At 65.9% G+C, this 21863-nt stretch carries 14 protein-coding genes; 6 read left to right on the top strand and 8 right to left on the bottom strand.

From position 1 onward, the window contains the following. Window positions 1-437: 437 nt before the first annotated feature. From WS70_RS04185 to WS70_RS04170, 3 genes are all read left to right on the top strand, one after another. On the top strand, window positions 438-1010 hold the full coding sequence (locus WS70_RS04185) for a phosphatase PAP2 family protein (RefSeq protein WP_059470870.1): 573 nt from the start codon (window positions 438-440) through the stop codon (window positions 1008-1010). A 372-nt stretch (window positions 1011-1382) separates the two neighbouring features. After that, on the top strand, window positions 1383-2594 hold the full coding sequence (locus WS70_RS04175) for a hypothetical protein (protein WP_059596408.1): 1212 nt from the start codon (window positions 1383-1385) through the stop codon (window positions 2592-2594). Window positions 2595-2637: 43 nt separating this feature from the next. Further along, a complete protein-coding gene (locus WS70_RS04170; RefSeq protein WP_059596378.1) occupies window positions 2638-3810 on the top strand; it encodes a sialidase family protein in 1173 nt (390 codons plus the stop codon). Between the two features lie 70 nt (window positions 3811-3880). On the opposite strand, the gene WS70_RS04165 is transcribed toward WS70_RS04170, so the two are convergent. Further along, window positions 3881-4111, bottom strand: a complete 231-nt coding sequence (locus WS70_RS04165) for a hypothetical protein (RefSeq protein WP_059470867.1) — start codon at window positions 4109-4111, stop codon at window positions 3881-3883. Between the two features lie 57 nt (window positions 4112-4168). Here WS70_RS04165 and WS70_RS04160 point away from each other — a divergent pair, with 57 nt between their 5' ends. Next, window positions 4169-4591: a hypothetical protein gene (locus WS70_RS04160; protein WP_226382808.1), complete on the top strand. Its 423-nt coding sequence runs from the start codon at window positions 4169-4171 to the stop codon at window positions 4589-4591. 211 nt (window positions 4592-4802) lie between these two features. Here the strand turns inward: WS70_RS04160 and WS70_RS04155 are convergent, their stop codons facing one another. Genes WS70_RS04155 through WS70_RS04125 form a run of 7 tightly spaced genes read right to left on the bottom strand, consistent with a single transcriptional unit; the run spans window position 4803 to window position 19102 of the window. Continuing rightward, a complete protein-coding gene (locus tag WS70_RS04155) occupies window positions 4803-5534 on the bottom strand; it encodes a GNAT family N-acetyltransferase (RefSeq protein ID WP_059470866.1) in 732 nt (243 codons plus the stop codon). 7 nt (window positions 5535-5541) lie between these two features. After that, entirely contained in the window at window positions 5542-6864 is a 1323-nt protein-coding gene (locus WS70_RS04150; protein WP_059596377.1) for an aminotransferase class I/II-fold pyridoxal phosphate-dependent enzyme, read from the bottom strand. 38 nt (window positions 6865-6902) lie between these two features. Next, on the bottom strand, window positions 6903-7817 hold the full coding sequence (locus tag WS70_RS04145) for a UDP-3-O-acyl N-acetylglycosamine deacetylase (protein WP_059596376.1): 915 nt from the start codon (window positions 7815-7817) through the stop codon (window positions 6903-6905). Then, a complete protein-coding gene (locus tag WS70_RS04140; RefSeq protein WP_059596375.1) occupies window positions 7814-15466 on the bottom strand; it encodes a type I polyketide synthase in 7653 nt (2550 codons plus the stop codon). Before WS70_RS04140 ends, WS70_RS04145 begins: the two co-directional genes overlap by 4 nt. Next, a complete protein-coding gene (locus WS70_RS04135) occupies window positions 15463-16998 on the bottom strand; it encodes an LTA synthase family protein (RefSeq protein WP_059596374.1) in 1536 nt (511 codons plus the stop codon). Before WS70_RS04135 ends, WS70_RS04140 begins: the two co-directional genes overlap by 4 nt. A 1-nt stretch (window position 16999) precedes the next feature. Next, complete coding sequence (locus WS70_RS04130; RefSeq protein ID WP_059596373.1) at window positions 17000-17785, bottom strand: SDR family NAD(P)-dependent oxidoreductase; 786 nt, start codon at window positions 17783-17785, stop codon at window positions 17000-17002. Window positions 17786-17809: 24 nt separating this feature from the next. Beyond that, window positions 17810-19102 (bottom strand): capsule biosynthesis protein, encoded by a 1293-nt coding sequence (locus tag WS70_RS04125; RefSeq protein WP_082716115.1) that lies wholly within the window; start codon window positions 19100-19102, stop codon window positions 17810-17812. A gap of 802 nt (window positions 19103-19904) precedes the next feature. Here WS70_RS04125 and WS70_RS04120 point away from each other — a divergent pair. Both WS70_RS04120 and WS70_RS04115 read left to right on the top strand, forming a co-directional pair. Then, complete coding sequence (locus tag WS70_RS04120) at window positions 19905-21062, top strand: KpsE/RkpR family capsule polysaccharide export protein (RefSeq protein ID WP_226382807.1); 1158 nt, start codon at window positions 19905-19907, stop codon at window positions 21060-21062. Then, window positions 21055-21858, top strand: a complete 804-nt coding sequence (locus WS70_RS04115) for an ABC transporter permease (protein ID WP_059470859.1) — start codon at window positions 21055-21057, stop codon at window positions 21856-21858. The genes WS70_RS04120 and WS70_RS04115 overlap by 8 nt, the downstream gene beginning before the upstream one ends. Window positions 21859-21863: the final 5 nt, after the last annotated feature.

The raw sequence follows: 21863 nt of genomic DNA, 5'->3' as shown, positions 1-21863 counted from the left end.
TCGCGGCCTTCCGTCACCGCGCCGCGTGGTTATTTCGTGTCGGAGGAATATGACGGCATCGCGCGCCGGGAAGTACGCCGCATACGTCGCCGCGGCGCCGACTTTATCGAATTTGTCCCCATATCGCATGTTTTTTTACATTTAGAATTGATCTTTCATTACCAGTCCGCCAATCACCGTTGTGTATTTTTTCGATATCGATCTCATGCTTTTCGATAATCGACGGCCGAAGCAAATTTCACATCGAACACAATGGGCTCGGTCGTCACGGCTCGGTAATTTCATTTACACCCGCTACGGTGCGTCACACGCGCGAATTAGCACGATGTGCACCAATCGAACAATGCGGCCACTGCAGGCGCTTTCGCCGCACGAAACTACAGTCATTCGCGTGATCCCCCTACAATAAGGCGTTTTTTCCCAAGCGAATGCAAGCAATGTGGTCTGCCATCAGCGATCTCGGCGATGCCGCCTTGACTCTTCCTCTTTCCGCCGTCTGCTGCGCGTGCCTCGTCCGCTCGTCGCCCGAGCGGCGCCACGCGATGTCGTGGCTCGCGTTGCTCGCGGCGGGCATGCTCGTCGTCGGATTGACGAAGATCCTCTATGCGGGCTGCGGCGTGCAGATTCGCGCGATCGACTTCCGCGTCGTCAGCGGCCACACGATGCTCGCATCGGCGGTGTGGCCGATGGCGCTCCTGCTCGGCCTGCAATGGGTGCGCACGGACATCGCGCTGACGGTGGGTCTCGCGCTCGCCGCGCTGATCGGCACGGCGCGCGTGTTCGACGAAGCGCATACGGCGTCCGAAGTGATCGCCGGCTGGGCAGTCGGCACGCTCGTCACGCTGTCGTTCGTGTGTTGGAAAGGGACGCCGGCCATAGCGCCACGCTTGCGGCCTTATGCGTCGGTTTCGATGCTGGCAGTGCTGGCCATTGCCTACGGCAGGCACGCGCCGATTCAGTCGGCGATCGAGCTGTATTCGCCGTTCCTGTGCCGTCAACTCCCATGGTGACTGGCGGCTGCGCCCAAGGCTAGGCGCCGATCGCCAAAACCCTGTCTCGATCGGACAGTCGCGCTTGCGCCGTCGCACGCATCGCTATACTCCCAGGCACCGCGCCGCATCGATGCCCGAAGCGGGACGACGACGTATTTCGCACGTCATGCAAAGCCCGCCGTCGACGTACGACGCATATGAAGACGCACGCGGAAGACGCGCGCGCCAGGCGTCGGCGGCACGCGGAGCGGCGCAGCGTCCGCACCGAGTGCGTGCGTGCCGACGGCCTCGCTTCGGCAGCTCGCCGCACGGCGCACGCGCGTTCGACGCGCCACCTTCGAGCGACGCAGTTCGGGGATGCGCGCGCCGCTCACGAACCACGGAGTTTCCATGCGACGCACGAGCGTTCCCACCCTGCTCTTCGCCGCCAGCGCCTGCTTCTTCTCGCTGAACGCGTTCAGCGTGCGCGCAACCTTCGCGGCCTATGCGCTGCTCGCCATCCTCGCACTGTTCCGCGCGCCGACGCTGTTCGCGCGCCAACGCCGTCTACCCGCCATCGCCGCGTACTGGATGCTCAGCGTGAGCGTCGCATTCATCGTGTCCGCATTCGGCGATTTCTACGCGAACTTCTACGTCAAGTTCGTGCTGATCGAAACCTACATTGCGCTCGCGTTCTGGTTGTTCGCAAGCGGCGTGCTGTCGATGGGCTCGCTCGAACGGACATGCGAAACGCTGATCTACGTGCACGCCGCGTTCTTCGTCGTGCAGCTCGGCTGCTACCTGATCTCCGGGCATTTCATCGACTTCGACAGCTACATCCGCGAAAGCGATTCGGAAGCGCTCTACGCGACGAAAGCGCTGAGCGACAGCCTCATCTCGATCCGCGCGCTCGGCCTCTACTCGGAACCGTCGTTCTACGCGATGACGGTCGTCCCCGCGGGCGTCGTGCTGCTGCTTGCGAAGCGGCGCATGACGGCGGCGCCGATCGTCGCGTTCGCGACCGCGCTGCTGTCGTTTTCGATCGCGGCAATCATCATCTGCGCGCTGCTGTTCGGCGTGCACTTCCTCGCAGGACGCACGTCGATCCGGATCAAGCTCGTGATCGTCGCCGTCGCGCTCGCGATCGCGCCGGCGATGTACGGCGTGTACGACAAGCGCGTGAATCAGTCCGCCGACTACGACGCGGTCGGCAGCCGCACGCTCGTGCTGCGCGAGCTGAGCGCGCGCGACGCGCTCGCCGACGTGTTCGGCAACGGCCTCTTCTGGGACGAGCGCAACAACGTCGGCAAGACGCATCTGCGCGGCTATCAGGTGCGCGACAGTTCGTTCTATGTGTATCTGCTGTTCAGCACCGGCATCGTCGGCGTCGCCGCGTTCTTCGGCACGCTGTTCCTGCTGTTCCGTCGGCGCGGCCGCCGACGCTACCTGCTGTATCTGCTGCCGCTCCTGCTCTTCAAGTTCCACGCGCTATACGGCATGCTGTGGCTCACGCTGTTGATGTTCGTCGTCGTCGCCGGACACGCCGAACGTTCGCCCGAGCGCCGCGAGCGGCCTGGTACCGGTACCGGCCGGCTGAGCGCGACGGGTGCATCGGGCCCTTAGCGCCTGCCGCCGCGTGCGTGCCGATTCGCAAAGGAGAATATCGATGACAACCCGCTGGATGCTAGCCTGCCTGTTCTGCGCATCCGTCGTTGCATCGTCGGCCGCTCAAGTGCCACCCGCCGCGCCGCCCGGCAGCGTGATCGCGCACAGCGCGGCGGCGACGCGCGTGTTCCTCGGCTCGCCGTCGCTCGCGATCCTGCCGGACGGCACCTACGTCGCGTCGCACGACATGTTCGGACCGTCGGCGCTGCCCGACGAGGTGCACGTGTTCGCGTCGCACGACGAGGGGCAGACCTGGGAAAAGCTGAGCGTCGTGTCAGGTCAATACTGGTCGTCGCTCTTCGTCGTCGACGGCGCGCTCTACCTGATGGGCACCGATCGCTCGATGGGCACGCCGGTGATCCGCCGCTCGACCGACGGCGGCGCGACATGGACGACGCCCAGCGACGCGCAGACCGGACGCTTTGCGCTTACCGGACGCTACATCACCGGGCCGGTGCCGGTGCTCATCGAGCGCGGCCGCTTGTGGCGCGCATTCGAAGTCATCGAAGGCGGCGACCTGCGCTCGCTCGTGCTGTCCACGCCCGTCGACCGCGATCTGCTCGACACGCGCAACTGGCGCGCGACCAAACCGCTGCCATCCGACCATTCGTGGCTCGACAACAACTTTCTGACGTGGGAGGAAGGCAGCGTCGTGTCGACGGGCGAGCGCGACCCGGTGATCGTGCTGCGCGTGAACACGAAGCACGGCCCGGAGAAGGCAGCGCTCGTCCATGTGCTTGCGGACGGCCGGTCGCTGTCGTTCGATCCCGCGCACGACTTCGTCGACTTTCCAGGCGGCGGCAAGAAATTCACGGTCCGGTTCGATCCCCGCTCGGAACGCTACTGGTCGCTCGCGAACGCGGTGCCGAACTCAGACGGCACGGCGAATCTCGAGCGCGTGAGAAACACGCTCGCGCTCACGTCGTCACCCGATCTACGCCACTGGACCGTCGAGCGCGTGCTGCTGCAGAGCGCGGACCGCCTGCGGCACGGCTTCCAGTACGCGGATTGGCAATTCGAAGGCGACGACATCATCGCGGTCGTGCGGATGGCGTTCGACGACAGTGAAGGCGGCGCGCAGAGCCAGCATGATTCGAACTACGTGACATTCGTGCGGGTGCGCGATTTCAGGCACGCGGCGTCGCTGAAGCACGTCGAAAACGGTTCGCGTTGACGGGCGGCATGCGCCTTTCGCCGAGCGATGCAGCAACGTCCGGCGCATCGCGCGCCGGACGTTGCCGAACTCAGCCGACGGCCACCGCGAGTCCTGCGTCGGCTTGCTGATTCGCGAGCGGCTCGATCCTGAGCGTATCGACGCGCACATTCGCCCCCGTCGGCACCCACACGCGAACATCCAGATCACTGATCGATGCCGGAAGCTCGAAATCGAACTCGGCGATCGGCCCGTTTTTCTCGCCGGGCGTCACGTCGTAGCGCGTCAGCACCTGCGCGCCGCAATTCCACGTGACGTCCATCCAGCCGCCGTCTCGATACGAGCGCGCCGACCGGACGCGTCGAAGGCCTCGAATGCAGTGCATGCCAAGAACACGAGCGGCGGGCTCTTCAAGGCGGCGCCGCAGCACGGGATCGTGCCTGCCGGCGACAATGCGGGCGTGCTCATCAGCGGCAACGATTTCAGCGGCTCGAAGACACCGGTCGCGGGCGCGCCGACAGGCAACAGCATCGTGTCGTCGAGTCTCGGCATCGACACCGCGTCCGCGGCGATCGCGAGCGCCGCAACAATCGACGTGCACACGGCGCCCATCGTGATGCTGACCGGCAGCGCGAAGATCAACACGATCAAACCGACGTGGAACGGGCACACACCGAAGCTGATTCCGACGAAGGGCGCGGCCAGCTTCGCGACAGGCGGCAATCTTTGCAATGCGGTGACGTCCGAGCAGAACGTGCCCGTCGATGCGTATTTCAACGGAATTTGCTGGAATCTGAAGTGAGCGACGCGATCGATGCGCCGTGTGCACACTGTGCACCGTGTGAGCAGCGCCGCTTGCGCGATGGTTCACACAACGCAATACCCGTCGCCTTCGATGCGAGCGCATCGGCATCGCGCGATCGTGTCGATTGTTCGGCTGTCCTTGAAGACTGCCGTCGGCGAATACACTGCATCGTGCGTTCGCCGTCCGCGGACGCCGCCGATTTTCCGGCTCAGCGCGTCGACTGCGCACGCAACGCGGATTGCCGCGGCACGCCGCCGAAGCGCATCCGATTCGACGCGAGCTCGCATGGCAGGCGCGCGGACCGCGGACGCGAACGCGGCATCTCGACGAAGCCGAGGCGTTCGTAGAGCGCGCGGGCACGCACGTTGCTCGTCAGCACGTCGAGCACGACATCCCTGCCCGCTTCCGCACGAAACGTGCCGGCCTGCATCGCATCGTCGAACAGCGCGCTGAATGCGCCGCAGCCGCGTACGCGCTCGTCGGTCGCGCAGTGCGCGATCAGCGTCTGCGTGCGCTTCGGCGCGGGCAGCTCGCTTTCGAGCACGAGCCCGCGCAGCAGCATCCGGATCGTGCGCACAGGGCCGAAGAAGCGCAGCAGCATCCACGCGACGTGCAGATCGTCGAAGGCGGTCGCGCGCCCGTCGTGCGCGGCGAGAACGGCGCCGACCGCGCCGTCCTCGGCGACCGCGACGCGATGACGCCGCCACGAAAAGCGCCCGTACTTCGATGCAAATGCGAACGCCAGAAATGCGATGCATCGCGAGGGCGGCTCGCCGAGGAAGTAGCCGAATTCCTTCACGCCGGATTCGAATACGAGCGGCGCGCACGCATGCGCATCGCTCGCGGCGGCCGCGCGAAAACGCCACGAAAACATGCGCGGCACGGCTTCGCCCGACGCGCTGCTATCGCTGCGATCGCCGTCGGCAGGCCGCCTCGTCATCGGCGCTTCAGCGTGCGAGCCGCGCGAGCGCCGCGATCGTGCGCTCGATTTGCCCGGGCTCGTGCGTCGAACAGATGAAAAAGCGCAGGCGCGCAGCCTTCTCTTCGACGGCCGGATAGAAGATCGGCTGCACGTTGATGCCTTCGTCGAAGAGCGCGTTCGCCCATTGCGCGGCCTTCAGCGAACTGCCCGTGATGACGGGCACCACCGCATAGCCTTCGCTCGTGCCCGTATTGAGGCCGGCGTCGCGCGCCTGCGTGAGGAACTGCAGTCCGCGCTCGCGCAACGTCGCGATCCGCTGCGGCTCGGCCTGCAGGCGTTCGAGCGCGGCGAGCGACGCGGCCGCGAGCACGGGCGACAGCCCGACGCTATACAGAAAGCCCGGCGCGAGATGGCGAAGAATATCGATGAGCGGCTGGCAGCCGGCGATGAAGCCGCCGCAACCGGCGAGCACCTTGCTCAGCGTGCCCATCCAGAGATCGACGTCCGCGGAACGCACACCGCAGTGCTCGCGTATGCCCTTGCCGTTTTTGCCTAGCACGCCGAACGAATGTGCTTCGTCGACCATCAGGAACGCGCCGTAGCGCTGCTTGATCTCGACGAAACGCGCGAGGTCCGGCAGATCGCCGTCCATGCTGTAGAGCCCTTCGATCGCGACGAGCACGTGCCGGTATTCGCGCCGCACGCGCGCGAGCAACGCGTCGAGCGCGCGCCAATCGTTGTGCGGAAAGCTCAGGCGCTTCGCGCCGCTCAGCTGCGCGCCCTGCACGATGCTGTTGTGCGCGAGCGCATCGTGCACGACGAGGTCGCCCGGCCCGAACAGCGAGCCGATCACGGTCACGTTCGTCGCATGGCCGCTCACGAACACGACGCAATCGTCGGTCTCGTAGAACGACGCGAGGCCGCGCTCGAGCTCGCGCTGCACGGGCCGCTCGCCCGCGACCATCCGGCTCGCGGACGCGGACGTGCCGTAGCGGTCGATCGCGTCCTTCGCACGCGCCGACACGATGGGGTCGCCCGCGAGGCCCAGGTAGTTGTAGTTCGCGTAGTTCAGGTATTCGCGGCCGCCGATGTGCGTCGTCGCGCCGGCGACGCCCTCGTGCACGCGAAAGAACGGCGATTCGACGCGCAGCTTCTCGCCCATCTCGCGGATGATCCTGACCTGCTGGTACTGCGGCATCGCCTCGAACCAGCTTCGCGGATCGCTTGTCGCGTGCGTGGTGGCTGAAGGCGGCGCACGGCGCGCGTCGCCGTCGTCGGAGACGCGATCCAGTTGCCGCTTCAGTGCTTTCGCCGCGAGCTGCTGGCGCAGGTGATCACCCAATCCCATCTGAACCGTTCGCCTGTTTCGTCAATGGAGACCACATATTACGCGACGAACTCGGCCCATTCCCACGCGCCCTTCGTCGACAGCAGTTTCTCGACGAGCCGGAAGTTCATCTCATGGCTCGGCCTGAACGCCGACACGCGGCCGAGCAGCGGCGCGCCGGCAAGCGCGAGGTCGCCGATCAGGTCGAGCACGCGATGGCGGACGAACTCGTCCGGCTGCCGCAAACCGCCGACGACGCGCGAGCCGACGATCGACGCCGTGCACGACGGTCGCGCGCCGCGCAGGATCGGCACGCCGCGCAGATAGCCGCCGACGATCGCGGGGATCGCCCATTTGACGCGCCCGTACGAGCGCGACGGCGCGATCTCGGCGGCGAACACGTCGGGCGTCAGCACGCCGCTCCAGTGCATGTCGCCGAAGCCTTTCAGGTCGTTGCGCACGCTGAGCTCATAGTGCGCGGCGGGCTCGATGCGCATTTCACGGCGTGCGGCGCCGTCGCCTTCCGCTGCGACGACGGGCTGCAGCACGCGAATGAAGCGCTTCGGCGCCGGCAGCGCCGCACGTCCGCATCTGCGCAGCGCGTCGACCCACGGCTGCGCGCTGCCATCGAGGATCGGCACCTCCTCCGCATCGAGTTCGACGGTCGCGTGATCGATCTCGCAAGCGAGCAGCGACGCGAGCAAATGCTCGACCGTGCGCACGCCGACGCCGTCCGCGTTGCGCAGCATCGTGCAAAGCGGCTGCGCGCGGCGCAGCGCGGGGTCGGCTGCGAGTGTCGCGAGCGCGCGGCCGTCCTGCATTCGCCGGAACACGACGCCGTGCGCACACGCGCGTCCGTCGGCAGGCAGGATCCGCACGCGCACGCGCCGCCCGGTGTGCAGCCCGTGGCCCGACAGCGCAAGCTCGCGCGCGAGCGTGCCTTCGCGCGCCTGCCAGCCGTCCGGCGCGCTCATGCGGTCACCAGCGTCTTCGGCGCGCCTGCCGCGGCGGCGGCGGGCCCGTCGTCCCCGACTTTCAGTACCTTGCGCGCGTCGCAGTCGAGCGCATGCTGCGCGGCGATCGCGGCGAGCCGCGCGTCGTCGCCATCGCCCGAGCCCGACGGGCCGGCCGCCGCGCCCGAGATCATGTCGGCGATCCGCCCGGCGAGCGAATGCACGGTCGCACCGTCCGCGATCGACATCACCGACAGCTTGACCTCGAACGTCTCTTCGACCGCCATCCCGAGCTCCATCCCCATCAGCGAATCCATGCCCATCTCGAGCACCGACTTGTCGAGCTCGATCCGCTCGGTCGACAGATGCAGGATGTGCGCGATCTGCGCGCGCAGATTGTCTTCGACGACGCCGACCGCCTCGTCGCGCGGCAGTGCAGCCACTTGCGCGCGCAGCCGCGTGCCGCCGTCGCGCGCGGGCTCGCTCGCGCCGCGCGCGCGCAAGAGCGCATAACGGCGCGCGCCGGCGGCGGGCATCCCGCGCGACACCGCGTGCCAGTCGAGCCGCACGACGGCCTCGCCCGCGTCGCCCGCGAGCAGCACGCGCTCGAGCGCGGCGAGCGCCTCATCGGACGTGATCGACACGCCGCCGATCCGCGCCTGCAGCGCCTCGCGCGTCTCGGCGTTGCGTGCGAGAAAACCGACATCCTCGAGCGGCCCCCACGCCATGACCGTGCCCGCGAGGCCCGCCGCGCGGCGCTGTTCGACGAGCGCCTCGACGAAGCTGTTCGCGGCAACGTAGCTCGCCTGCCCCGGATTGCCGAGATAGGTCGTCGCCGACGAATAGACGATGAAGAAGTCGAGCGCGCACTCGCGCGTCGCGCGATGCAGGTTCCACGCGCCCGCAACCTTCGGTGCGAGCACCGCGGCGAAGCGTTCGTCGTCGAGATTGCGCACGAGGCTGTCGTCGATGTGCATCGCCGAATGCAGCACGCCCTTCAACGGCGCGCCCCGCGCGCCGATCTCGCCGATCGCGCGGGTCAGCGCCGCCGCATCGGTCACGTCGCACGCGACGACGTGCGTCCGCACGCCGAATTCGTCACGCCAGCGCCCGACTTCTTCGCGCAACGGTTCGGCGAGCGCGCCGCCGCGGCTTGCGAGCGTCAGATGCCGCGCGCCGCGCGACACCATCCAGCGCGCGCTCGCGAAGCCGAGACCGCCCGTGCCGCCGACGACGAGATACGCGGCGTGCGGATCGAGCCGCAGCGAGAGGGCGTGCGTGGAAGCCGTGCCGCGCGTCGGCGCGGGCGTGCCCGCCGGATACGTGACGAGCACCTTGCCGATCTGCCGCGCCTGCTGCATGTAGCGAAACGCGTCCTCGACGCGCGCGGCCGGGAACGCGCGATACGGCAGCGGATGCAGCGCGCCTTCGGCGAAGCGCGCGATCACGTCGCCGAACAGGCGCTGGGTCAAATCGGGCCGCGCGCCCATCAGTTGATCGGCGTCGATGCCGAAGTAGCTGATGTTGTTGCGGAACGGACGCAGGCCGATGTAGCTGTTCTCGTAGAAGTCGCGCTTGCCGAGCTCGAGGAAGCGGCCGAATGGTCGCAGCGTGTCGATGCTGCGAACCATCGCCTCGCCCGCGAGCGAATTGAGCACGACGTCGACGCCCTCGCCGCCCGTCGATGCGCGAATCTCGTCCGCGAACGACAGGCTGCGCGAATCGAGCACGTGATCGGCGCCGATGAGCCGCACGAACTCGCGCTTCTCGTCGCTGCCCGCCGTCGCGAACACTTCCGCGCCGAAGTGGCGCGCGAGCTGGATCGCCGCGATGCCGACGCCGCCCGCCGCGCCGTGCACGAGCACCCGCTCGCCACGGCGCAGCCGCGCGAGCTCGGCGAGTGCGTAGTATGCGGTGAAGAACGTCGTCGGAATCGTCGCCGCTTCTTCGAACGACAGCCGCGACGGCTTGTGCGCGATCGCGGCCGCGCGCGTCCTCGCGCGCGTCGCGAACGACGCGGGCGCGAAGCCGAGCACCGCGTCGCCGGCCGCGAAGCCGTCGACGTCGCGGCCGACGCGCACGACGCGCCCCGCGAGCTCCATGCCGATCGTCGCGCCGGCGAAGCCCGCCTCGACCGCCTCGTCTGACAAGAGTCCCATTGCGTACATCACGTCGCGGAAGTTGAGGCCCGTCGCCACGGGCTCGATCTCGACTTCGTCCGGCTCGAGCTCGCCCGCCCGCAGCGGGAACCACTCGAGATTGCGCAGCGAGCCCGGCGCGTCGAACGCGAGCACCGCGGGCGGCCGCTCGCCGATCGCGTCGGCCGCGCGCGCGTCGATCTGCGCGGCGCTCAGCATCCGCGGCACGAAGCGTCCGCGCGGCGTGAGGAGCACCTCTTCTTCCGCGTCGTGCGCGAGCAGCTCGCGCACGAGCGCATCGAGCGCGGCGCCGCAATCGGGATGCACGTCGATCAGCCGGCACGACAATTCGGGATGCTCGTTCGCGAGCACGCGGCCGAGCCCCCAGAGGCCCGCCTGCGTCGGATCGAGCGGCGCATCGAGCGCGAACGGCGCGCTGCCGCGCGTGACGACAGACAGCCGCACGCTCGCCGTCGCATCGACGACGCCGAGCTCGCGCACGAGCCGTGCGAGCGCGACGACGCCCGTCCGCTGTGCGTGCATCATCGCAGCGCCGTCGGCGTCGGCGCCGAGCGCCGCATCGGGCGCGACGAACACCAGATGATGCGGCTGCGCGGGCGACGCGACCGCGACAATCTCGGTCATCCGGTGCAGCGACATGGCCTCCGCATAGCAGCCGGTGCGCGCGAGCGCGCCGGCGAGCGCCGCGCCCGCGTCGCCGTCGCCGCCCGTCGCGACGAGCCACCGCTCCGCATACGCGGCGGTGTCGAGGCTGTCCCATACGCCGCCGTCGAGCGCCTCGCGCGCGTCGCCCGCCTTCGCGGCCGGCTTGCGCGCGACGACGAACGTCGGCGCGCCTTCGAGATCGAGCGATTGCTCGAGGTGGCGCGCGACATCGCGGAAACCCGCGTGCGAAAGCAGCGACTGGATCTCGGCCGGCGCGAGCGGCGCTGCAAGCGACGCGCTCGCGCCGCTTGCAGCGAGCGCGAACACGATGTCGGCGAAGCGGCCGCCGCGCGTCTCCGCGAGCACGGCGAGGCCGCCCGGCGCGAGGCGCTCGAACACGACGCTCAGGAATGCGAGCGGATCGTGCTGCGCAGCGAGCGCGCGATCGATCAGCACGATGTCGTAAGGCGTGTGGTCGTCGGTGACGATCGCCGCGCCTTCGCCCGTCAGCAACGCGACTGTCTGCATCGACGGATGCGCGGCGGCGTCGAAGCCGGCGAGCTGCTGCGGCGTGCCTGCGATCGTGTAGTCGCAGCGCGCGGCGGACGGCGCGACACCGAGCGGCTGCAGCACGTCGCGGCCGGGCGCGCCGATCTCGAGCACGCGCAGCCGGCGCGGTTCGCGCCAGGCGGCGAGCGCCTGCTCTACGCAGGCTGCGATCAGCGCATGCGCGTGGCCCCATGTCGGCGACGCTTCGTGGAAATGGTCGACGAGACTGCCGCCCGTCGGCGACAGCGCCTGCGCGGCCGCCGTCTCGCCGCGCAGCACCGCGGGCAGCACCGCGCCGCAGTGCGCGAGCAGCGTCAGCTCCGCGACGTGCGCGGGCGACTCGGCGAGCAGACCGCGCCATAGTTCGTCGAGCGCGGGCATCGCCGCGCACGCCGTATCGTTGCGCACGAGACGCGTGCCGGCCCATTGCGCGAGCCCGTCCTCGACGAGCATCGCGGCAAGGCGCGCGACGAGCCCCGCGCGCTCGTCCGCAGGCGGCACGGGCTGCCGGAACACGTCGATCGCATCGAGCGCGCGCAGCGCATACGCGCTTGCGAGCACGTCGAAGAGCGGCAGCATCTCGGTCAGGTGGCACGTGCGCCGCGCGAAGTCTTCGCGCGACGCGAGCGTCGCGATCGCGCTCTCGACGAGCCGCCCGGGCGCGGGCAGCGCGCTCGCGTCGAACGACGACGGCAGCGGCTTCGCGTCGAGCGCATAGACGAAGCGCGCGGGCGGATTCAGCCGGCGGCCGACGAGGTCGACGCGCCGGAACCGGCACGCGGCAAGACGCGCGACGATCGCGCCGCTCGCGTCGAGGAAGTCGAACGACGCGACGATCGAGTGCGGATTGCGCCGTTCGATTCGCGCGAGCACGCGCGCGACGACGTCGCCGCGCAAGAAATCGATGCGCCCGAGCTGGACCGGCACGTATGCCGCGTGCGGCGCGCGCGCGTCGTGGCCGCCGCTTTGCGCGAGCAGCGCGAAGAGCGGATGAAAGCCGCTGTCCATCAGCGCCGGATGCAGCAGGTAGGCGGCGAGCTCGGCGGCGTCGCCGCAGGCCTGCGGCGCGGCGACGTCGGCGAGCGCCGCGCCGCCCGTCATCCTCAGCGCGCGCACCCAGCGGAACGCCGGGCCGTATGCGAGGCCGAGCGCGGCCGCGCCGTCGTACAGCGCGTCGGCGCTCGACGCGGGCTGGGCGAAGAGATGCGCGAGCGCCTCGGGCGACACGGCGCTCGACGCATTCAGCGTGTTGCCGCTCTCGAGCAGCCGGCCGACGACGTTCTCGATCCACGGCGCGTCGCACATCCGGTCGCGCGTCTCGATCTTGAACGACGCGGTGCGCGGCTCGATCGTGAAACGAAACAGCTTCGCCTGCTGCCCCTGGAACACGACGGGCACGCGGATCTCGAGATTCTCGAGCGCGCAGTCCGACGTGCCGAAGAACGCGCACGCGGCCGCGAGCGCCATCTCGACATAGCCCGCGCCGGGAAACGTGACGCCGCCGTCGACGACGTGATCGGCGAGCATCGGCACGTGCACGGGATCGAGCTGGTTCTCCCACGCGAACGCATGCTCGCGCAGCCGGTAGCCCAGGAGCGGATGCGCGCGGCGGCGATTGACGAGGCCGTAGCCTTCGGGGCTCGGATCGAGCCAGTAGCGCTCGCGCTGCCACGGATAGGTCGGCAGCGCGACGCGCGGCGCGTCGGGCGCGAAGCGGTCGGGATCGATCCGCGCGCCGTGCGCGACCGCCGAGGCGATCGCGTGGCGCAGCATCTGCGCGCCGTCCTGCTGGCGCTTGAGCGTCGGCAGCGTCGTGCCGGACAGCTTGAGCGCGGTCAGCGTCTGCTTCACGTACGTGCGCAGGATCGAATGCGGCGATACTTCGATGAACAAACGAATGCCGTCCGCCGCGAGGTGCGCGATCGCATCGCCGAAACGCACCGGCTCGCGAATGTTGCGCCACCAGTAGCGCGCGCCGAGCGCATCGCCCGGAAAACGCTCGCCCGTGACGGTCGATACGAAGCCGCCCGTGCCCGCGCGCGGCGCAACGCCCGCGAGCTTTTCGAGCACGACCGGCTCGATCCGCTCCATCTGCTTGCTGTGGAACGCGTAATCGAGATCGAGCAACTGGAAGAACTGACCGTTCGCGCGCAGCGATGCCTCGATCGCCTGCAATCCGTCGAGCGAACCCGCGAGCGTCACCGACTGCGGACTGTTCACGCCGGCGATCTCGACGCTCGACGCGAGCGACAACTGCGAGATCAGCGCACGCGCGGCGTCCTCGCCGACGCCCGCCGCGGCCATGCGTCCGCTGCCGCGGGTCAGCGCCTGCGCGCGGCTGCGGATCTTGATGACCCGCACCGCGTCGGCGAGCGACAGCGCATCCGTCGCCCATGCGGCGGCGATCTCGCCGACGCTATGGCCGGCGACCGCGTCGAAGCGCACGCCGTGCGCGTCGAGCACGCGCACGATCCCCACTTGAATCGCGAACAGGAGCGGCTGCGCGTGCTCGGTCGCGGCGAGCCATTCGGCGCTCGCGCCCGCGCACATCACGTCGACGAGCGACGTGCTGCCGTCTGCACACCAAAGCGCGTCGACTTCGGCGAGCGCGGCGCGGAACACCACGTCTTCCGCGTACAGGTCCCGGCCCATCCCCGCCCACTGCGAGCCGTTGCCGGAAAACAGGAGCGCGACGCGCGCCTCGTGCTCAGACGCATGCGCCTGCGCGACGCACGCGGGCACCGACGCCCCGCCCGGCTGCGCGAGCGCGGCGAGCGCCGCGCGGCCGTCTGCAACGGTCGCAGGCGCGACGACCGCGCGCGCTTCGAACCATTGTCTGCGCCGCACCGCGTTGGCGGCGAGCGCGTGCCACGCGCAGCCGTCGTCGAGGCGCTGCAGATAGCGCGCGGCCAGCGTGGCGAGCGCCTGCGGCGCACGCGCCGTCAAGACGAGCGGCGGCGGGACCACGTCGACATCCGGCGCGTTCTGCCTCGTCGCGTCACCCGGCCCTTCGTCCGCTGCGGCTGCGGGCGCTTCCATCAGCACGACGTGCGCATTCGTGCCGCCGAAGCCGAACGAGTTGACGCCGATTGTGAGCGGCGCGTCGCGTTCGTCGAGCGGCGTGTAGCGATCGACGACGCGCAGCCGCCCGCCCGCGAAATCGATATTGGGATTCGGCGTCTCGAAATGCAGCGAGCGCGGAACCGCGCGGTGCTTGAGGCAGCACACGGCCTTGACGAGGCCCGCCATCCCGGACGCGGTTTCGAGATGGCCGATGTTGGTCTTCACCGAGCCGATCAGGAGCGGATCGTGCGCCGGGCGCTGCGCGCCCGCGACTTCGATCAGTGCGCGCGCCTCGATCGGATCGCCGACCGCGGTGCCGGTGCCGTGCGCTTCGAGATAGACGAGCGAACGTGGATCGACGCCCGCGCGCCCGTACACATCGCGCAGCAGCGCGGCCTGCGTCGCGGCGCCCGGCACGCTGATGCCGCCTGGCGAGTAGCCGTCCGAATTCACGCCGGAGCCCGCAATGATCGCGTGGATCGTGTCGCCGTCGGCAAGCGCGCGCTCGAGCGGCTTCAGCAGCACGAACGCGCCGCCTTCGGCGCGCACGTAGCCGTCGCCCGTCGCGTCGAACGCGCGGCAGCGGCCGCGCGGCGACAGCATCGACGCCTTCGAGAAACTGACGAAGCCGAACGGATGCGCGAGCAGATTCACGCCGCCCGCGAGCGCAAGCTCGGCGTCGCCCGATTGCAGCGCCTGGATCGCCTGGTGCAACGCGACGAGCGACGACGAGCACGCGGTGTCGACCGACATGCTCGGCCCGCGCAGATCGAACAAATAGGACACGCGATTCGACGCGATGCTAAGCGTATTGCCAGTCGCCGAATACGGATCGACCGAATTCAGGTCGTCCATGCTGCGATTGCCGTAGTCCGGGCTCGCGACGCCGACGTACACGCCGCAATTGCGCCCGCGCATGTCGGCGGGACGCACGCCGGCATCCTCGAACGCTTCCCACGCGAGTTCGAGCAGCAGGCGCTGCTGCGGATCCATCTGTGTCGCCTCGCGCGGCGAAATGCCGAAGAACGCCGCGTCGAAACCGGCAACATTGTCCAGGACGCCTGCGGCAAACGTGTAGCTTTTACCCGGTTCGCGCTTCGACGGATGTCGATAGAAGTCCGTACCGAATCGCCCCGCAGGCACCTCGGTGACCGCGTCACGCTCGTCGCACAGCAGCCTCCAGAACGCGTCCGGACTCTCCACGCCACCGGGAAAGCGACACGCCATCCCAACAATTGCAATCTTTACATTCATCGTTGTGTCGTTTTTTCAGATGCATTCGTCGCAGGGCTGCCCGTCTCTTCCGCTTCGGTCGCGCGAAGCAGGATCGAACCGAGCTCTTCGACACGCGCATCTCGCCGACAGGCGTCCGGGGTTCCGAAATTCCGCCAGATAAAGTAGTCGCTGCGCTCGGGCGCGACACCCAGCTTACCGAAAATATGCGGTAGCGCCGGGACATGGTCGCCATAAAAGCACACGACCGTGTCACGCCGTCGAGCGCGCAGATGCTCGAGCAGTCGCCCGATCATTGCATCCGCATTTACGACGTGACGCAAGTAAACAGTTAAATCGCGCCATTCGGCGCCGTCGCCGAATGCATGGCGCGAGCGCGATTCGCCGGGCTCCACCGTCTCCAGATGCAGCGGGCCGTGGTTCTCCATCGTCATCGCGAACGCGAAGAGCGGCTTGGCGCGCGGCGCGTCGAGCTCGGCGATCAGCGCGTCGGCGACGGCTCCGTCGGCCACGTACGGGCCGGCGCGCGGCGCACGAACAAAATGCCGAATGTCGAGGAAGCGCTCGAAATGCATCAGCGGGAACACGCGGTCGCGGCCGAAGAAGTCCGCGTAATACGGATGGATCGCGACCGTCCCGTAGCCGCCGCGCCTGAACCAGCCGGCGAGCGAATCGCAGGCGCGGCGCAGGAACGCGTAAGGATAGAAGCGCGCATAGCCGAGGCGCTCTGACGCGAGCCCCGTCAGCATCGCGAACTCGGTGCGCATCGTGTTGGCGCCCCACGCAGGCACTGCAAGCTCGCCGTAAAACATCGACTCGCGCCGCGCGCGATCGAAATGCGCGAAGAGCGAAGGCTCGATGCCGCTCACCGCGCGCCGCGCATCGAAGAACGATTCGCTCTGGATCACGATCACGTCCGGATACGCGGCGGCCCGGCCGTCGGCGAACGGACTCGCCGCCGCCGCGCGCTCGAACGCGCGCAGCGTCGCCGGCCGCAGCCCGTTGAGCAGATACGCGACGAACGTCGCGAAGAAGCCGTTGCGCCGCTGGTCGACGCTCGCGTCGAGCGTGAGCGTCAGTCGCTTCGCAAGCAGGCAGCCGCAGACGAAGCACGCGGCGATCGCGGCGGCGGCCGCCGCGAACGGCCGCGGCGCAAGCGGCGTCTCGGCCCGATAGCCGGCCGCGAGCAGCGCGATGCCGACCGCGATTGCGGCAACCTTGCCCGCGCTCAGGTACGGCAGATACAGGCGCGGATGCGAGAACAGCTGGCTGAAGAGACTCAGATCGGTGAACACGAACGGCTCGCGCAGCGATTCATGCTTCGCGTTGCTGACGACCGCCATCAGGCCGACGAGCGCGACGGCGACGAATGCCGAGAACAGCACGCGCGCAGTGACGAACAGCACGCAGCCGCCGACGAACGCGAATGCGAGCACGTGCAGTGCGAAGGCCGGCAGCGGCCGGCGCCACGGCGCGCGCGGTATCGCGAGCGCATCGAGGGCGAACGACAGCGCGGCAGCGATCGAGAAGGTGAGCGCGAGCCCGCCGCCCACGCTAGCGCTCCTCGCGCGGCAGATACGACAGTCTGCCGAGGATCGCGTCCGCGAGCGTAGCGGGCAGCAGCGGCAGCAAACGCATGCCGAACGCGAGCAGCCCCGGAAACGCGATCTCCGCACGTCCGGCCGCGAGTTTGGCGCGGATGTGGGCGGCCGCCTTGTCGGCGGGCCACAGAAACGGCTTGTCGCCCGGAAACACGTCGCTCATCGCGGTCTTCACGAAGCCCGGCAGGATCACGGACAGCCGGACGCCGTCGCGCGCGAGCAACGGACGGACCGAATCGGCATATGCCTTGATCGCTGCCTTGCTCGCGCAATAGGCGGGAGAAATCGCCATGCCGCGCAGCGCGGCGAGCGAGCTGACGAGTGCGACTTGGCCACGCCCACGTCTACGCATGCGCTCAAGAACCGGCAAAATCGTGTGCATCGTGCCGTAGAAATTCGTGTCCATGACTTCGCTTATTCGTGCAAAGTCTTCACATTCGCCAGACGATGCAAGGGTACTCGCAACGCCGGCATTCGCGATTAAGAGATCGATTGGATGTGACTGGTCGAGGCGCGATAACCACTTCCGCGTCTTCTCGGAATCACGCACGTCGAGGATCGCAGCGACCACTTCAGCCCCGGCATCGCGACAGATCTGCGCGCAGGCTTCGAGACGCGTCGCGTTCCGCCCCACAAGCCCCAACACCACACCACGTTCGGCATAACACCTGGCGAGCGCTTCGCCGAGCCCCGCGCTGGCGCCGGTGATCACTATGCAGCGAGAAGAACGCGCGGTCATCGGTCGACGTATCCTGCGGGTTCACTAGCCACGAGCGGCCTCTTTCAATTGAGGAGGCAGTATATGTTGCTGGGGCAAAAAGCTTGGCTCGGAGGATAGGGACGTCTGTCCGGCAGCAAACGGAGACATGGCCGCCTCAAGACGGCGAACCGCACCGGCTACCGCCATCGCGATGCCCGAGCGGCTGTAGAAATCACCGTTAATCTGAGTATGGCGGATCACATAGTCGATGAACGCCTGATACAGCGCCGTGTCTGGGCCTTCAGCCTGTTGCCAGAAGCTGTCCAGACTTCCCTGCCAGGTCATACCAGGCATCGAATAGACCGCCGTCCCAAGTGTCATCAGCGGTCGATCGTGATGGAGTGCGGACAAACCGACCGTGCTGTTGACGACAACTACACCGCGTGCATGCTCGAGTAACGTCGGCAGGTGACCGGCCTCTATATAACGTACTCGGTCCGCAACTCCTAGTCGCTCTGCAAGGGATCGGACCTGGTGGCGGAAACCTATCAGGCCAGTATCGAGCGGATGATTTTTGACCACAAGCAGCGCATCGGATGACGCATGATCCGCAAACGAATGCAACACCTCGCTGATGACCTCGCGAATTCCAGAGAACGGCGAATGCTCGATGATCTGACTATCCGAATCCAGTTGCAATGGGAATAGATAGTAGGGGCGCCGCTCAGTGACGAGTGCTGAAGTGACTCGACGCGCTTCCGCCCGGTACCTGCCGAGCCGGGCAAAACGATTGGTGAGACCGGCATATTCGATGAGGCCATTATATGGGCGATGGCTCTGGTAATTCGGGAAACGCCATGCATGGAACGCGTTAGCCATTCGATAGCGGATGTCGTGCCATGCTCGAGTCTGAAGACTATATCCAGTTGGCTGCCCCGGAGGATTGGTTTCACGCTGCCCCCTATACCACTCCGGATCAAGAGGCAGCATAGAGCGGCCATTGACGCCAAATGGCTCCAGCGTAATCCAATCCGGTCGCACATAGCCTTCTTCGAATACATGCACCTTAACACCAAGCGACTGCGCAACGGCATGAGCAGGCCGATGAATCGCGCGGCAGTCGCCGAACATGAGCACGTCGCTAAAGTCCCCAGCGCCCAGCACATCGCCATACCAAAGCGCGAGGTCACTTTGCGGCCCAACGTAGTTCCACTTGGGCTCTTTGCCGGAATACGCCAAATCGCCACCACAAAAGTTGACGCGCCGAACAACGTGGCGGCGGTCAAGCAACGTAGTGCATAGCGCCTCAAAAAATGGCGATGCGGGCCCCTGCAACACTAGGAACGAGCGTCTCATCGAAAGAGCACGAAGATTAAGAAAGCTTCAGAGGGAGAACAATTGTTCCAGCAGCGGCGCTCCTAGACTTGAAGATGCCACCGGCGCTCGCGGACCACATGCCGCGGGCAGTATAAATCAACGACAGCCGGTCTAGCGTATGAAATTCACAACGCGAACTACCAGGTCCGCCTGGAGAAGCTTGCCGACCATATATTTTTCATGTGTATACTGGTCGCTTGAGATGTAGCTCTTTCCTCTCCGATGGACCGGCACGGAAAAGATTGCGGTAGCGCATAGGTGGGAGGTCTTGATTTGGCGTGTACCGGATTAGGCGACATCATCCGGCAGTTGTCAGTTTGTCACGCTGACACGCATTGCGGCTTCGGCTATCCCCTTCGTGATGAAACTGTCAGGAGATCGCTATGCCCCCAGAGCAGAAAGTTGTCCGCGCCGGGGTCGACATGTTCGAACTACCCAACCGACTCGGCAATGTCAGACAGCCCCACCCTCCGACGGTCTTTCCCTACGACGGCGCCTACCGCCCCCAGGATGCAGTGACGCGCCATACCGTCTTGAAAGCCTGTCACCCAACAGTTCGAGGTCGTCGCCGATCTGGTATTTGAACGACCCTACCTGTGGCTAGTATGCTGCTGCGCCCATCGTCTCGCCACGCCGCGGATCGCAAGGTAGCTGGAGATTAATGGAAGCCCCAAGCCCCCCCCCCAAGACGGATGGCCTTCGTGGAACGGCGCTGGAGTGCCCCAAACAGTTGGATTCCTAGCTAAACTTGCAGCGTCTTCAGTTACAACCGGAAAGAGCTTTGGAAAATCAGATCTTCCTGAAGCGGTCCCGCGCAGGCTTCATCAAACTGCAACATACTCTTGGCATGATCAGTAGAGTAAACGCTCTGCTCCTGATCATAGTTGTAGTTCCAACGATAGCTTCCACGATCTATTACGGCCTAATAGCATCGGATATCTATGTCTCCGAGGCCAAATTCTTGGTTCGCAGCCCTGACCGCCAAAGCGCATCACCGTTGGGGTTTTTTCTAAACCAGGCAGGTTTCAGCCGGTCACAGGATGACGCCTACACGATCCAGGACTTCATTCTTTCTCGCGACGCACTCATCTCGGCAGATCGAGATCTACATATCAAAACCGCCTTCTCTGCATCGTCTGTCGACATCGTGAGTCGCTTCGATCCGTTCGGCCGAAACGATAGCTACGAAAAATTCTATCGCTATTACCAGAAGATGGTCGACGTACAAGTCGAATCGGCTTCTTCGATTTTGACCTTAAAAACAAGTGCCTTCACGGCCAAAGACGCTCATGCGTTAAATGAACGCTTACTTGAGATGAGTGAAGCGCTTGTCAACAAGCTAAACGAACGTGCTCGCCTCGACATGATTCGGTTCGCTTCCGAAGAAGTTGCAAAGGCGGAAGCAAGGTCGAAGGCCGCCGCAGTAGCCTTGGCGCACTACCGGGACAAGCAAGGCGTTATAGACCCCGAAAAACAATCAGGCATCCCTCTCCAGCAAGTCGCAAAACTGCAGGACGAATTGGTTGCTACCAAGGCGCAAATTGCCCTACTGGAAAAACTCGCAAAAGACAGTCCACAGCTACCGGCATTTAGGCAACGCGCGCAGTTGCTCACTGAAGCCATCAATACCGAATCCGCGCGCATCGCCGGAGCGTCAGACCGTTCGCTGGCAAGCAAGGCATCCGAATATCGACGCCTAGAACTTGACAAGGAGTTTTCAGACAAGATGCTGGCCAGCGCCATGAGCACGCTCGAGCAGGCTCGCAACGAAGCACAGCGCAAGCAACTTTATCTTGAGAGAATTTCGCGCCCAAGCTTTCCAGATGCCTCTCTCGAACCGCATCGTTTCACCAATGTCATTATCACTCTGGTTATTTCATTGATAATTTGGGGGATTTTGACGCTCTTGATTCATGGCATCAACGAGCACCATGAATGACGATTTTGAACACAAGCACCAATCGATCTGGTCCGCATTGAGGATTCAATCGCGCGTGATCGGCGCACTGCTAATGCGTGAGATTATCACACGTTATGGCCGTCACAATATTGGCTTTCTTTGGTTGTTGCTGGAGCCCATCATCTTTACGGTGGGTGTCGTCATCCTCTGGAACATCACGCATAGCCTGCACGGCTTCCGTGTCCCGGTCACGCCGTTTGTCGTGACCGGCTATTCTAGCTTGCTCTTGTGGCGAACTTGCTCGTTTCGCGGGCTAAAAGCAATCGAGCCGAATCGCAGTTTGCTGCACCATAGACCAGTGAAGATCCAGGACATTTTTTTTGCACGGATGTTGCTGGAAGTGGCTGGCGTTACAGCGTCGTTTGTGCTTTTGATCATAGTGATGGTTGGAATCGATTTGATGAACTTTCCAGCCGATCTGCCTTTGCTCGTCATCGGCTGGCTTTTCTTATGCTGGTTTAGCGCATGTCTCGGCATCATTCTTGGCTGCCTCAGCGAACATAGCGATTTGGTCGAACGACTGTGGCATCCGGGCAGTTATTTTTTGCTGGCGGTGAGCGGCACTTTCTTTATGGTCGACTGGCTGCCCCAGACCTTTCAGAAGGTAGTGCTATGGTTTCCGATGACGAATGCGGTTGAAATGATGCGCGCCGGCTATTGGGGATATTCGAATCACTTTCATTTCAGTGTTGCTTATACATTTCTTTGCTGCCTTTCCATGACTCTCGTTGCGCTCTTGTTGATGGGCGACCGACGCATGAAGATGCTCACATAACTCAT

It is taken from the genome of Burkholderia mayonis (genome assembly GCF_001523745.2).
Lineage (GTDB): Bacteria > Pseudomonadota > Gammaproteobacteria > Burkholderiales > Burkholderiaceae > Burkholderia > Burkholderia mayonis.
Note: the sequence above shows the minus strand (reverse complement) of the source record. Positions and strands in the feature narration are given on the sequence as shown.